Here is a 14,098-nt window from a genome sequence, read left to right as displayed (position 1 = left end):
TATGGGAGCCCAGATTAGGGTTTACCGACAGAAGATTGCTTCGACGTCGTCTATGAAGAAGATCTTCAAGGCGATGGAGATGATCGCGACCTCCCGCATTAACAAGGCTCGTAACGCTGCTCAGGCAGCCGGCCCTTACGCGAACGCTCTGACCCGCGTGGTGACTGCGGTTGCGACTCAGCACGGTATTAAGCACCCGCTGATTCACAAGCCGCACGAGTTCGGAACCTACGAACACCGCCGCTCCGCAATCCTGGTTGTTACCAGCGACCGCGGTCTGGCAGGTTCGTACTCCTCCGCTATCCTGCGTCGTACCGAATCTCTGATTGAGAGGCTGCGCTCTAACGGCCAGGAGGTACAGCTGTACCTGGTTGGCCGTAAGGCAAAGGCTTACTTCGAGTTCCGTGAGCGCCCCTACGCCCGTGCGTGGGAGGGGCACACCGATGCACCTCGTGTTGAAACTGCCGTCGAAATTCGTGACGCGCTGCTCGAAGCCTACGACCTGCCCTTCGAAGAGGGCGGCGTGGACGAACTGCACATCGTATACACCGAGTTCAAGTCGATGGTTGTTCAGGAACCCAAGATCCTGCGCCTGCTGCCCATCCACGTGGGTGACGCAAAGGCTATGGGCGAGGAAATCGTTCCCGACCAGGAACTGACCAAGGCTGAGTACGAGCAGGCGGCATCCTTCGAGTTCGAGCCCTCCGCCGAGGAAGTGCTCAACGCGCTGTTGCCGCGCTACATTGCATCGCGTATCTTCTCCTGCCTCCTGCAGGCAGCAGCAAGTGAGCTGGCATCCCGCCAGCGCGCGATGAAGACCGCAGGTGACAACGCTGAGACGCTGATTACCAAGTACACCCGTTTGATGAACAACGCACGTCAGGCGGAAATTACTCAGGAGCTCTCCGAAATCGTGGGCGGCGCAGACGCCCTCGGCTCCTAGTACTTGTACGCCAACGAAGCCATCAACTGTCCAAACTTTCTAAGTAAGTGAGAAATATGACTGCCACCTACAACGAATCGGTCTCCGCACCGACTCAGGGCGCAACGGGTCGTATTGCCCGCGTCATCGGCCCCGTGGTCGACGTCGAGTTCCCCGCCGGTCAGGTCCCCGAGATTTACAACGCTCTGACCACCGAGCTGACCCTCGACGGTCGCACCCGCACCATCACCTTCGAGACCGCACAGCACCTGGGCGACTCGATCGTTCGCGCTATCTCCCTGCAGCAGACTGACGGCCTGGTCCGCGGTCAGGCTGTAGTCGACACCGGCGCACCGATCTCCGTCCCCGTTGGTGACGGCGTGAAGGGCCACATCTTCAACGTTCTCGGTGACGCACTCGACGTGCCGAACTCCGAGATCAAGGCTGACACCTACTGGCCGATCCACCGTGCCGCTCCCGGCTTCGCAGAGCTGGAAGGCTCCACCGAAATGCTGGAGACTGGTATTAAGTCCATCGACCTTCTGACCCCCTACATCAAGGGCGGTAAGATTGGTCTGTTCGGTGGTGCAGGCGTGGGTAAGACCGTGCTGATCCAGGAAATGATTACCCGTGTGGCTCGTAACTTCGGTGGTACCTCCGTGTTCACCGGTGTTGGCGAGCGTACCCGTGAGGGTAACGACCTGTGGGTCGAAATGGAAGAAGCAGGCGTTCTGAAGGACACCGCTCTTGTGTTCGGCCAGATGGATGAGCCCCCGGGAACCCGTCTGCGCGTGGCACTGACCGGTCTGACCATGGCGGAGTACTTCCGCGATGTTCAGAACCAGGACGTGCTGCTGTTCATCGACAACATCTTCCGTTTCACTCAGGCAGGTTCTGAGGTTTCCACCCTGCTGGGCCGCATGCCCTCCGCAGTGGGTTACCAGCCGAACCTGGCGGACGAAATGGGTCTGCTGCAGGAGCGTATTACCTCCACCCGCGGTCACTCCATCACCTCCATGCAGGCAATTTACGTGCCTGCGGATGACTACACCGACCCGGCGCCGGCAACCACCTTCGCGCACCTGGATGCGACCACCGAGCTCTCTCGTGAAATCGCATCGCGCGGTCTGTACCCGGCAATTGACCCGCTGTCCTCCACCTCCCGAATTCTGGACGCACAGTACATCGGTCAGGAGCACTACGACACCGCAATTCGTGTGAAGGCTATTCTGCAGGAAAACAAGGAACTGCAGGACATCATCGCGATTCTGGGTGTGGACGAGCTCTCCGAGGAGCAGAAGATCGTCGTGGCACGTGCACGTCGTATCGAGCAGTTCCTCTCCCAGAACACCTACACTGCAAAGCAGTTCACCGGTGTCGAGGGTTCGACCGTTCCGCTGAAGGACACCATCGAGTCCTTCCAGATGATCTGCAACGGCGATGTCGACCACATCCCCGAGCAGGCGTTCTACAACATTGGTGGTATGGACGACGTTATGCGCCGCTACGAGGAAATCAAGGCACAGACTGGAGCTAAGTAATCATGGCTCTGAAAGTTGAAGTTGTTTCCCGCGAACGCGTCGTGTGGACTGGCGAAGCGAAGTACGTTCGTGCACGCTCCGTCAGCGGTGACCTCGGCATCCTGCCGGGCATGATCCCCACCTGCACGCTGCTGGCACAGGACGGCGAGCTGCTCATTGAACCCGTTGATGGTGAGCCCATTAAGACCATCCTCAACGCAGGTTTCTTGACCGTCTCGAACGATCACGTGACCATCGTTGCAAAGCACGCACAGATCTAAAGCTGGTTCCCCTCAGCGGGAATTAGCCACTGTGTACACCTCGCCGGTGTTCCACCCTGAAAGGGGAGGGGCACCGGCGATTGGTGTATCCGGGGGTAGATTGTTTACGCAGAACGAGAGTGTGCACAGAAAGAACGCGTGCGCCGAAAGAGCGCGGGCAGAAAGATGATGGGCTGAAAAGGGGCGCCTCCCATGGTCGGGAGGCGCCCCTCAAGCTATGTGCAGCTGCTTAGCCTAGAGCCGTTTAGAACAGACGGTCAGCTAGAACAGACGGTCAGCGGAGTCGTCCACGCCGCGCATCGCATCGTAGTCCAGGCTCACGCAGCGGATACCGCGGTCCTCAGCCAGGGTACGTGCCTGCGGCTTAATCGTCTGTGCCGCAAATACGCCGCGCACCGGTGCCAGCAGCGGGTCACGGTTGAGCAACTCCAGGTAACGGGTCAGCTGCTCCACACCGTCAATATCGCCCACACGCTTGAGCTCAACCGCCACGGAGACGCCGTGCGCATCCTTCGCCATGATGTCTACCGGACCGATAGCGGTCGGGTACTCGCGGCGCACCAGCGAATAGCCCTCACCGAGAGTGTGGATCTGCTCTGCGAGCAGACGCTGCAGATCAGCCTCCACACCGTCCTTGATGAGGCCGGGATCAACACCCAGGTCGGTGGCGTGCTCGTGCTCAATCTTGTAGATGCGAATCATGAGGCGGTCATCGCTCTTAGCTGCCTGAACGGTCCACAGCTGCTGAACATCGGACTCTAGGTCCTCACGGATGCTCTGCGGAACGTCCTCACGCTCAGCTACCAGCAGGGAGCAGGGAGGGCTCATCCAGTTCAGGGGCTTGTAGGAACCGCCGTCGGAGTGAATGAGGACGGAGCCGTCATTCTTGACCATCAGCAGGCGGGTAGCGCGGGGCAGGTGGGCGCGGAGGCGGCCCTCATAATCTACGGAGCATTCAGCAATGACAATACGCATCCGTCCACTCTAGCAGGTACGAGTGTTTGGCTCTAGCAGGTGAGGGTATGAGCTAGGGAACCTGAGCTTGGTACAGGTCGCGGTACGGGGGCACAGTAGGGAAGTACGGCACAGTAGGGAGGTGCGGCACAGAGCGGGGGAGTACCGCCTCAGCATGAGTACCACGCCAGTATGAGGAAGAGCGCAGAGCGAACAGCGGCAGGGTAGGTAGATAGAGATAGCTGAGCAGCGCGGTAGAATAGGGCTCATGGCACGTAAGAATCATCCCGGCAGGCGAGTATCCGGCACCACCAGCGATAAGTGGCACCGTCAAGCACCCGCAGGGCGTGATATCAGCAGGATCCTCGACCCTGCACCTCGACTGGAACGTGACCGATACGGTGACTGGCTGGTGCAATACATTCCCGCCGTCAACGCCCAAAAAACCTACACCTGCCCCGAATGCTACCGCTCGATTCCGCCCAGAACAGCGCACCTGGTGGTGTGGCAGGAAAGCCACACGATGGGCCGTAGCCGCGCCATTGATGAGCGCAGGCACTGGCATCAGCATTGCTGGCGCACCCGCCGCAAATAGGCTGAACACTGCACTTAAGGTGCAGCCTAAGACTACATTCTTGACCAAAACCACATTCTCGAATCCATTTCTTGAAGGAACGCAATGAGCAACACCGCCGATATCACCCGCGCGCAGGAATTTGATCCCGCCCGCTACGTCTTCAGCACCGCCGCTGAGCCCACCCCCATTAAGGCACGTACTGTGCTTCCGGCACGCCGTGAGAACTTTACCGTCACCACTGCGGACGGCAAGCGCCTCGTCGGTGAACTCGCCCTGCCCGAAGGCGAAGTCAAGGCAACCCTGGTGACCTTCCACCCGCTACCCACCCACGGCGGCTACATGGACTCGCACGTGTACAAGAAGGCGTCCTTCCGCCTGCCGGCGCTGTCGAACATTGCGGTGCTGCGTTTCAACACTCGCGGCACCTCCTCGATTCGCGGCACCAGCGAAGGCGTCTTTGACGGCGGCTTTGCCGAGAAGAAGGACTTCGACGCAATCCTGAAGTTCGTACGCGAGCGCGCCCTGCCGAACCCCTGGCTGGTCGGCTGGTCCTTCGGCACCGAGCTGGTGCTCAAGTACGCGCCCGAATACGCGAACGAGTTCACCGGCGCTATTCTGCTCTCCCCGCCGCTGCACCGCGTGCACCCGGCTGAGCTGGACGAATGGAACAAGATCTCGAACCCGCTGTACGCGCTGGTGCCCGAGCACGACGACTACCTGCAGCCTCCGGCAGCGCGTGAGCGTTTTGCGGCTGTACCGCGTACTCGGGTGATTCCCTTTGAGGGGTGCAAGCACTTGTGGGTGGGCGAGAAGTCCGTGCAGCAGGTCCTCAACACCGTGGTCAGCATCGTGACCGGTGTACCCACTGAGCTGCCCACCGAATACAATGGCCCGGTGACAGAAGAAATCACTGAGCTCTAAAGGTTTGGCATAAAAACACAGCGTAAAAACACTGCATAAAAATATCAAGGCGGCGGCTTTGGATAGAACATCCAAAGCCGCCGCCTTATGTCTTAAACGCCTGCTCGGTGGAAGAGCCGTGAGCGCGTAGAGAACCTAGAGGGGACTCTACAGCTGGGAGGCGACTACAACTGGGCGGTGACTACAGTTGGTCCTGGCGAGGAATGAACACCTCACGCACCAGAATCAGCATGGAAGCCGCCACCGGAATAGCAATCAGCGCACCCAGCACGCCCCAGAGCGCGCCACCGGCAGCCACAGAAATAATCGCAACACCGGCAGGAACCGAAACAGCGCGAGCCATAATACGCGGAGAAATCAGGTACGCCTCCACCTGCAAGTACAGGAAGTACGCCACCGCAAACCACAGCGCCAGACTCCAACCCTGAGTCAGCAGAATCAGCGAGGTCAAAATCAGCGCAATCACGCCACCAACCAGCGGAATGAACGCCAGAATCATGACGACCAAAGCCATCAACTGCGGGAAGCTAAAGCCCAAAAAAGCCATAATCAAGAACGCCACAAACGCGTTCAGCACAGCAACCAGAGCCTGACCCATCACGTAGTTACCCACCGACTCGGTAATCTTGTCGGTAATGTACTTGACGCGCACACGCTTGGACGCCGGCGCCAGGCGCACACCCCACGCCTTGATAGTGTCCATCGAGGTGAGGAAGTACAGGGACAGGAACAGCACAATAATCACGCCGGTCACGCTCTGCGCCAGGGTAGAACCCGCAGAAACCAGGCTCGACATGAAGCTATTGACCTGTGAAGAGGAGAACGTTGACTCCAAGAACTTAGGGACGTTCTCATTCACCCAGGTGCTGATGTTAAAACGCTGATCAAGCTCGTGGTACCAATCAGAATCAATTGTGTTCTGATAGATACCCGGCGCGTACTGCACAAACTTAGATGCCTGCTCGCTAATAATTGGGCCAATGGTCATGACCAGACCGGTCACGGCGCCAGCAAAACCAGCAAGCACAGCAATCACGCCGATACCGCGCTTAATGCCCCAAGACTCCAGGCGGCGCACAATCGGGTCTAGACCCAGAGCAATGAAAATAGCACCGGTCACCCAACCCACCAGGGCACCCACATTGTTGAAAATGTAGTAGGCGAAGAGCGCCAGACCCACGCCCACGGTCATGAGGAAACCAAAAGCGACCGGGTTGTGCATCATGGATGCCTTGCCGTTGCCGACCACCTTCGGTGCGGGAGGCGCATCCTCAGAAGCGGCGGGAACCACCGGAATGGTATCCGTAGGAGGCATAGAAGCGCGGCGGCGGTTGGAACGCACCTGGCTAATGCTTTCGGTCAGCTCGCTGAAGGTCTCCGTTAGCTGATCGGTGAGGGATTCCTTCTTGCGCGTCTCGGGGGACGATGTCGTCTCTGCGGGAGCTTCTGAGGCTTTCTTCTCGCTCATGCTCTTCCTTTCCGAATCATTCCGGGTATTTTTTCTCTACTGTGCCATTCTACCGGCTGGTTTACTTTGTTACGGCGTCCACGGTGAATCCCAAGGACAGGGGAGTGCATGTGGGAGAGATATTTGCGGGACGGATCGGGCAATAGCCCAAACGCTATCCCCGGCATGAGCTCAGAGCGTAGGCGACAGAGAACGGGCGCTCGCAACGGTGCGTTGTGGGGATAATAGAGGAAGGAACGCGTGAAGGATTTAGCCCGCACGCAACAATAGGTACAGAACGTAAAGGAGCCCAGGATGAGCATTATTTTTGATCCGGCAGACCGCGGCGCATCCCAGAACGCGGCACAGGGTAACGTCGCGCAGGGTGGTGCAGCGCAGAACGGGGTAGCGCCGGAGATTCCCGCCTCCGTACGCAACGCCATGGAACTGAACCCCAACGCGGCACAGTCTGCTGGCGAACAGGGCGGCGAGCAGACCCCCTCCGCCCCCACCTGGCGTTACGAGGTCAACACCCCCGAAGAGTTCCAGAAGTTCGTGCAGCTCTCCAGCCAGGGTGCCGTGATTTTTGCGCTCTACGCGCCGCACTCGCCCTCCTCCCTGCAGATGCTCGAAGGCGTGCAGAAGCTCGTTGACTCCGCCGCAGGTAGCATGATTTGTGCCGCCGTGGACGTCACCAAGCTCCCCGAAGCTGCCCAGGCATTCGGCGTGAGCGGCGTGCCCGCGGGTGTTGCTGTTCTGGCGGGCCGCCCGGCACCGATTTACACCGGACCGGTCAGCGCAGAAGACCTCGGCGATGTGCTCTCCCAGGTTCTGCAACTCGCGGCACAGTACCAGCTACCCGGTGGCTTCGACCCGGTCGTTCCCGAAGACGAAAAGCCCCTGCCGCCCCTGCACGCAGAAGCCGTCGCCGCCCTAGACCGCGGCGACCTGGAGGGTGCCCGCGCCGCATACTGCAAGGCAATCGCCGAGAACCCCGGCGATAAGGAAGCGAAGCTCGGCCTGGAACAGGTTGAACTGCTCTCGCGCGTGAAGGACCTGGACATGGCAACCGAGCGTGTGGCGGCCGCGGCAGACCCCATGAACATTGACGCCGCGTTCAACGTAGCCGACCTGGACCTGGTCGGTGGTCACGTGGAGGACGCATACAACCGTCTGCTGCGCCTGTTCAGCGCGGTAGGTCCCGACGATAAGGCGCGTGTGCGCGAGCGCCTCGTGCAGCTCTTCGACGTGGTGGGTGCATCTGACCCGCGCACCGTCAAGGCGCGTGCGGCGCTGACCATGGCGCTGTTCTAAAAATAGCTGTCACCCGGGAAACGTCATGAGCCGGTCTAGCTAGCTCTGGCTAATCTAGGCGGCTGAAACGTTGAATACGGACGGGCTATCGTCTACCCCTGCACTCGGGCTGCGGGGTAGGCGGTAGCCCGTTCTGTTTTTGCAGTTTTTGGCGGTTTTGAGGGTGGGGAGAACGGCCAGCCCAATCTGACAGATAGCGCGCTAGGACGCTATATGTAGAGCCCCGGAATGTCCATATACTGCATGACGGATGCGTAATATGCGGGTTTTATAGCCAAAGCCTGTAGACCTTTCTACAAGGGTGATAGGGTGAAAATATGAACACTAGTCACTTTCCCCAGGACCCGAACCCGCAAGAACCAGGTTCACCGCAGAACCCGGTACAAGAGACCAGCCCGGTACAAGAGACCGCAGTAGAGGCAACCCCCGCCGCGGCAGTACCTCAAGCTATAGTCCCCGAATTTGCAGCGCCGGAAGCTACAAACCTCGAGCCTGTAGCGCCGGAAGCTGTAGTTCCCGCATCGGTAGCACCGCAGCTACCCGTCACCCCGCAGGCCGCACCGACTGCTGGCGCCCGCCCCGCTATCGAAATCCGCGGCCTCACCAAGGCATTCGGTCAGAAGGTCGCCGTCGACCGCATTAACCTGGATATCCCCTCCGGATCCTTCTACGGACTGGTCGGCCGCAACGGCGCCGGTAAAACCACCACCATCTCCATGGTCACCGGCATGCTCATGCCCAGCGAAGGCACCGCATACGTGCGAGGCATCGACATGTGGGCCGACCCGCTCAAGGCCAAAGCACACCTGGGTGTGCTACCCGACGGCGTGCACCTCTTCGACAAGCTCACCGGCGAGCAGCTCATCACCTACTCCGGCTACCTGCACGGAATCGATAAGGAAACTGTCGCATCCCGCGTCAAGGACCTGCTCGCGGCCATGGACCTGACCGACGCTGCGGGTCGTGCCGTTGCCGACTACTCCGCCGGTATGACCAAGAAGATTGCGCTCGCCGCCGCGCTCGTCCACGCACCCTCCGTGCTGATTCTTGATGAGCCCTTTGAAGCGGTCGACCCGGTTTCTGCCGCTAATATTCAGGACATTCTGCGCGGCTTCGTTGCTTCCGGCGGAACTGTCATCATCTCCTCGCACGTGATGGACCTTGTCCAGCGCCTGTGCGACCACGTAGCTGTCATGGACTCCGGACGTATTCTCGCCGCCGGAACCGTCGATGAAGTACGCGCCGGCATGAGCCTTGAAGAACGATTCGTGCAGCTGGTCGGTGGCCGCACCTCCTCGGAAGGATTGTCATGGTTGGGCACCTCGTCTCACTAAAGTGGCAGTATGTGCTCGCCTCCTTCCGCCGCAGCATCTGGGCGCTCATCGGCCTGATTTTTGCGGCGCTCTACGCGGGCGGTATGCTCTTCGGCCTCGGCTCCACATACGTGATTGCTAATTCGAAGGTCCCCGAATACGGTCAGCTCGGAACCCTCCTTGTGGGCACCGTTGTGGCGCTCGCCTGGGCAGTCGTCCCTATCTTCTTTAGCGGACTGGACGGCACCCTGGACGAGAGCCGATTCGTGCTCTTCCCCATCAAGCCCTCCACCCTGCAGAAGGGTCAGTTCCTCGGCGGGTTCGTGGGTATCCCCGGCATCGCCAGCATCATTGCCGTGCTGCTGGGCGCTATCACGTTTATATCGCAACCGTTCGCGCTCATCGTGTACCTCATCTGCTGTGTGCTCGGTCTTGCGAACCTCATGGTGTGGGCACGTCTCGCAAACCGTCTGGGCATGGTTCTGAACGATAACCCGCGCATCGCCAACACCCTGATGATTGTTGCCGCGCTCCTGATGATGAGTGCCGGCTTTATCTTCGGCGGCACAATGATTTACCTGACCGAGCATTGGGATGAGGTGCTGCCCTACCTGCCGTGGCTGGGCGTGACGCCCTTCGGTTCCGCGTTTGCGGTGCCCTACTTTATGGCGACCGGCAATATGGGCGCCGCCCTTGGCTGCCTGGTTCTGACCCTTGTTTACCTGGCTGGCGGTTGGTGGCTGTGGGGTAAGAACCTTGCACGCTCCATGGCGAATGTGGGCGGTAGCGCCCACCACGCGAGCGCTGCCGAAGTCGCCGCAGGTGATTTGGGTCTGTTCGCTCGCTTCCCCGCAACCCCGCGAGGCGCCGTAGCGGCACGAACCCTGCACTCATTCCTGAAAGACAACCGCCTGCAGATGCTGACCGTCAGCACCGCCATGCTTTACCTGATACTGACGGTGGGTATGCCGCTGTTCATGAGCTCGGTAGGCTCCTTCGAAAGCCGGGTCAATTTCAACGGCGTTAACGCGGCTGAAGCCAACCAGATTATCAATAGCGGCGTCATGCAGCTCTTCGGATTCTGGATGTACTTCTGCACCATCTTCACCGGCTACTACATGTGCTACCTCGTCTCATACGACAACACTGCATTCAGCCTGCACGTACTCTCTCCGCTGCGCGGTATTGATGACCGCATCGGCCGTCTCTGGGGATACAGCATCCTGACGGTTCCGGTCGTGGTGGTGATGGTGTTCGTCGCCTGCGTAGCAAACGGACACCTGGAGCTCTTCCCCATTGTGCTGATGCACCAGCTGGGCGTGTTCGCCGCGGCTGCAGGTATTGGATGCGTACTGGATACCTTCATTAGTCCGCCCGTGGCACCTCCCGGGGCTAACCCGTTCAAGAACCCGAAGAACACTGACGGCTTCGCTAAGCAGCTGCTGCTGATGCTCTCTATAGTTTTGGTGATGCTCAGCGCGCTGCCTGGCGGTATCTCTGTTGTCGTGTACATTTTCCGCACGCAGGATGTGCTGACCCTCGTCTACGGTGGCTTGATTCAGCTGCTGATTGGTGCTGCACTGCTCGTGGGCGGCGTGGCCTGGGGCGGCCACCGCTATGACAAGGTCAGCTCCAAGATGCTGGAGCGTGTGGCACGCTTCCAAGCGAACTAACAAGAGTCGAAGCTCCAGCACATCAGGAATAAAAGAGAAGGGTTCCGTGTTAGGTACTAAGCCTGGAACGGAACCCCTTTTCTGTGCCGCCCGAACTTCTAGCCCCGAACTTCTAGCGGAAAGAAGCTCACCGCAATACCTAAGAGTCTATGGTTGAGCTGTGGTCTGCCTCCATATTGACCGCCCGGGGGCTCAGCACCTCCCAACTGCTACTAAAATAGAGAAGGCGCCAATCACCCAACCGTGCAGCGGCACCCCTCACCCTATGTATCCCACCTCATCATCAAGGAGAAACATGAGCTCGATCGAAGGCATCGAAGACCCCTTTGGCCCAGGAACCGCAGGCGGCACCGCACTGCTCGAACGCGAAGAAACCCAGCTTTCTGAGCCCGGCGACCACGAGCGCTTCTCCCACTACGTACGCAAGGAAAAGATCCTCGAATCGGCGCTGACCGGTGAACCCGTGCGCGCCCTCTGCGGCAAAATGTGGGTACCCGGCCGCGACCCGCAGAAGTTCCCCGTCTGCCCCCAGTGCAAGGAAATCTACGAAGGCCTCGCACCCGGCAACGACGGCGACAACGGCTCCGGCGAATAATACGCGCCAGGCGACACGCCTGAGACAAATACGCCTGAATAAATACGAATAAATAACACGCCGCAGCAGCAAGACTCAACGGCCCAACACCGCTCATGAGACTTTGCTGACGAGCACCAAATTCTTGCACCACAGCCCGGCAACAACCTGCGGATGTGGTGCTAGAATTTAACCTCGCTGTGCCCGGACCGCCAGAGCACCAGAAACACCAGAGCGCTAAGAACACCAGAGCACTAGGAACACCAGAGTGCCCACCACCTCCACACGGGGGAGGAACGCCCTGCGCTGAGTCGGCGGGAGGAATCAGTAGAGGTAGACGAGGAAGAAGGAGAGAATGAGCGCACCCGCAGAGGAACCCACACTATTCGACAGTATGGTGAAGCCGAAGCTCTCCCCGGCATACCCCGACCGCGCCCCCTGGGGTACTTCCGTCAGCCTGCGCGCCTGGCAGGCAGAAGCCATGCAGAAGTACTTCGAAACCAACCCCCGCGACTTCATGGCTGTCGCAACCCCCGGCGCGGGTAAAACCACGTTTGCGCTGACCCTCGCCAAGGAACTGTTCAACCGCGGCACGGTCCGCCAGCTCATCGTTGTGGCGCCGACCGACCACCTGAAGAAGCAGTGGGCTGACGCCGCCGCAAAGGTCGGCATTCCTATTGACCCGAACTTCAAGAACGCGGATGTGACCATCAGCCGCCACTACAAGGGTGTGGCGCTGACCTACGCGCAGGTGGCGAATAAGCCGCAGCTGCACGCCCGCAACACCGAGGCGACGAAGACCCTCGTGATTTTTGACGAGATTCACCACGCCGGCGACTCCCTCTCCTGGGGTGACGGCCTGCGCGAGGCATTCGACGATGCGACCCGCCGCGTGGCGCTGACCGGTACCCCGTTCCGTTCGGACACCTCCCCGATTCCGTTCGTCACCTACGAGGTCGACAATGACGGTATCCGCCGCTCCAAAGCGGACTACTCCTACGGTTACGGCCCCGCACTGAAGGACCACGTGGTGCGCCCGGTCATCTTCATGGCGTACTCGGGCCAGATGCGTTGGCGTACCTCCGCCGGTGAGGAAATGGCGGCAAACCTCGGTGAGGGTTTCACTAAGGACATTACCTCCCAGGCGTGGCGTACTGCACTGGACCCCAACGGCGAATGGATCCCGACCGTGCTCGCGGCGGCCGATAAGCGCCTGACCGAGGTGCGCCGCACCGTGCCCGACGCCGGTGCGCTCGTCATCGCCACCGACCACGCGGACGCCAAAGCCTACGCCGAACAGATTCAGAAAATCACCGGCGAATACCCCGCCGTGATCCTCTCTGACGATCGTGAAGCCTCCGCGAAAATCGACGAATTCCGTGAAGGCATGCAGCGCTGGATGGTCGCCGTGCGCATGGTGTCCGAAGGCGTGGACGTGCCCCGCCTCGCCGTGGGCGTGTACGCCACCAGCACCAGCACCCCGCTGTTCTTCGCCCAGGCTATCGGCCGTTTCGTGCGTGCCCGCAAGCGCGGCGAAACCGCCTCCGTGTTCCTGCCGTCGGTGCCGCAGCTGATGATGCTCGCCAACGACATGGAAGTAGAACGCGACCATGCCCTCGACCGCGGCGCACCCCAGGAAATCGACCCCATGGTTGAAGGCCTGGACGACCACCTGCTCGAAGAAGCAAACCGCGAGGAACGCGCCTCCGAGCAGCTGGCACGCGGCAAGTTCGAGGCGCTCGGCTCCGAGGCGTCCTTCCACGGTGTGCTGTTCGACGGCGCCGAGTTCGCCTCCGGCAACCTTGCCGTGGGTAGTGAGGAGGAGCAGGACTTCCTGGGTATTCCGGGCCTGCTGGATGCCGAACAGGTCGGTACGCTGTTGCGAGCGCATCAGCGTGAGCATGCGGCGCGTCGTCCGGCGACTGCGGCACCTTCGGTGGTGGATCACCGCCAGTTGAAGGAGCTACGCAATAAGTTGGCGAAGAATGTGGCGGCGTGGTCGATTCGTTCGGGTCAGCCGCACGGCGTGATTCACAATGAGCTGCGTAAGATTTGTGGCGGCCCGGCGGTCGCGCAGGCTTCTGCGGAGCAGATTCAGGCGCGTATCGATAAGCTGTCGGACTGGTTCGTTGGCCGACGATAGAACGTGGATAGAACGTAGAGAAAAGCCCCGCGGGTGTGCGCTCGCGGGGCTTTTGTGTGTGGAGGAAAGCTGTACCTCTTTGAGTGATTTTTACCTGAAGGTTTTCTCAGGTGCTTAAAAGCACATACGCGGAGAAATAAGTCGGTTAGATAGTGGGAATAGGTGGTTCTTAAAAAACTTAATGTTGGTTTTTGCCCCTTAATTTGAGAAAAACATCGTCTGAAGGTTGTTTATGGAAGATGTATTAGAGGGATTTAGGGGAGAAATGTGTGCGAATAAAAGTTCAAGTACTGGTTGAACACTGCATGTCAAAGTGGGTTTATGGAAGATTGTGTGCGTTTTTCGCTTGAAATTTTAATACGGGGGGGGGTATGCTTTCTCCAAGTGTTGGGTTTCCCTGTGCTTTTGAAGCTGACCTTTGTGTTTTTGATCTTCTGGGCGTGCAGGGGCTGACGCTTG

12 protein-coding genes are annotated in these 14,098 nt (G+C 59.6%); 10 read left to right on the top strand and 2 right to left on the bottom strand.

The window, feature by feature from the left end:
• Position 1: 1 nt before the first annotated feature.
• Genes HMPREF2942_RS08700 through HMPREF2942_RS08690 form a run of 3 tightly spaced genes read left to right on the top strand, consistent with a single transcriptional unit; the run spans position 2 to position 2,723 of the window.
• Positions 2–943, top strand: coding sequence for a F0F1 ATP synthase subunit gamma (locus HMPREF2942_RS08700; protein WP_049340654.1), 942 nt, complete (start codon positions 2–4; stop codon positions 941–943).
• A 56-nt stretch (positions 944–999) separates the two neighbouring features.
• Entirely contained in the window at positions 1,000–2,463 is a 1,464-nt protein-coding gene (gene atpD, locus HMPREF2942_RS08695; RefSeq protein ID WP_005507810.1) for a F0F1 ATP synthase subunit beta, read from the top strand.
• A gap of 2 nt (positions 2,464–2,465) precedes the next feature.
• Entirely contained in the window at positions 2,466–2,723 is a 258-nt protein-coding gene (locus HMPREF2942_RS08690) for a F0F1 ATP synthase subunit delta/epsilon (protein ID WP_049340652.1), read from the top strand.
• A gap of 261 nt (positions 2,724–2,984) precedes the next feature.
• Here the strand turns inward: HMPREF2942_RS08690 and nucS are convergent, their stop codons facing one another.
• Positions 2,985–3,698: an endonuclease NucS gene (nucS, locus tag HMPREF2942_RS08685; protein ID WP_005506450.1), complete on the bottom strand. Its 714-nt coding sequence runs from the start codon at positions 3,696–3,698 to the stop codon at positions 2,985–2,987.
• Positions 3,699–3,945: 247 nt separating this feature from the next.
• Between nucS and HMPREF2942_RS09295 the strand changes: the two genes are divergently transcribed.
• Both HMPREF2942_RS09295 and HMPREF2942_RS08680 read left to right on the top strand, forming a co-directional pair.
• Positions 3,946–4,272, top strand: coding sequence for an ATP/GTP-binding protein (locus HMPREF2942_RS09295; protein ID WP_080975040.1), 327 nt, complete (start codon positions 3,946–3,948; stop codon positions 4,270–4,272).
• An 84-nt stretch (positions 4,273–4,356) separates the two neighbouring features.
• Positions 4,357–5,175, top strand: a complete 819-nt coding sequence (locus HMPREF2942_RS08680; protein ID WP_049357681.1) for an alpha/beta hydrolase — start codon at positions 4,357–4,359, stop codon at positions 5,173–5,175.
• Positions 5,176–5,356: 181 nt separating this feature from the next.
• Here HMPREF2942_RS08680 and HMPREF2942_RS08675 read toward each other — a convergent pair whose 3' ends face one another.
• Complete coding sequence (locus tag HMPREF2942_RS08675) at positions 5,357–6,643, bottom strand: AI-2E family transporter (RefSeq protein WP_012903752.1); 1,287 nt, start codon at positions 6,641–6,643, stop codon at positions 5,357–5,359.
• Positions 6,644–6,937: 294 nt separating this feature from the next.
• Between HMPREF2942_RS08675 and HMPREF2942_RS08670 the strand changes: the two genes are divergently transcribed.
• From HMPREF2942_RS08670 to HMPREF2942_RS08650, 5 genes are all read left to right on the top strand, one after another.
• Positions 6,938–7,936 (top strand): co-chaperone YbbN, encoded by a 999-nt coding sequence (locus HMPREF2942_RS08670; protein WP_070688884.1) that lies wholly within the window; start codon positions 6,938–6,940, stop codon positions 7,934–7,936.
• 317 nt (positions 7,937–8,253) lie between these two features.
• The gene (locus HMPREF2942_RS08665; protein ID WP_070688883.1) at positions 8,254–9,270 is read left to right on the top strand and encodes an ABC transporter ATP-binding protein; all 1,017 of its coding nucleotides are present in this window, start codon (positions 8,254–8,256) and stop codon (positions 9,268–9,270) included.
• Positions 9,246–10,922, top strand: a complete 1,677-nt coding sequence (locus tag HMPREF2942_RS08660) for a transporter (RefSeq protein ID WP_070688882.1) — start codon at positions 9,246–9,248, stop codon at positions 10,920–10,922. The genes HMPREF2942_RS08665 and HMPREF2942_RS08660 overlap by 25 nt, the downstream gene beginning before the upstream one ends.
• A 295-nt stretch (positions 10,923–11,217) precedes the next feature.
• Positions 11,218–11,517: a DUF3039 domain-containing protein gene (locus HMPREF2942_RS08655; protein WP_005506434.1), complete on the top strand. Its 300-nt coding sequence runs from the start codon at positions 11,218–11,220 to the stop codon at positions 11,515–11,517.
• Positions 11,518–11,851: 334 nt separating this feature from the next.
• On the top strand, positions 11,852–13,639 hold the full coding sequence (locus HMPREF2942_RS08650) for a DEAD/DEAH box helicase (RefSeq protein WP_070688881.1): 1,788 nt from the start codon (positions 11,852–11,854) through the stop codon (positions 13,637–13,639).
• Positions 13,640–14,098 lie beyond the last annotated feature (459 nt).

Origin of the sequence: Rothia sp. HMSC071C12 (assembly GCF_001813895.1) — a bacterium.
GTDB lineage: Bacteria > Actinomycetota > Actinomycetes > Actinomycetales > Micrococcaceae > Rothia > Rothia mucilaginosa.
The sequence above is the reverse complement of the archived record's forward strand: the minus strand, read 5'-3'. Positions and strand labels throughout refer to the sequence as shown.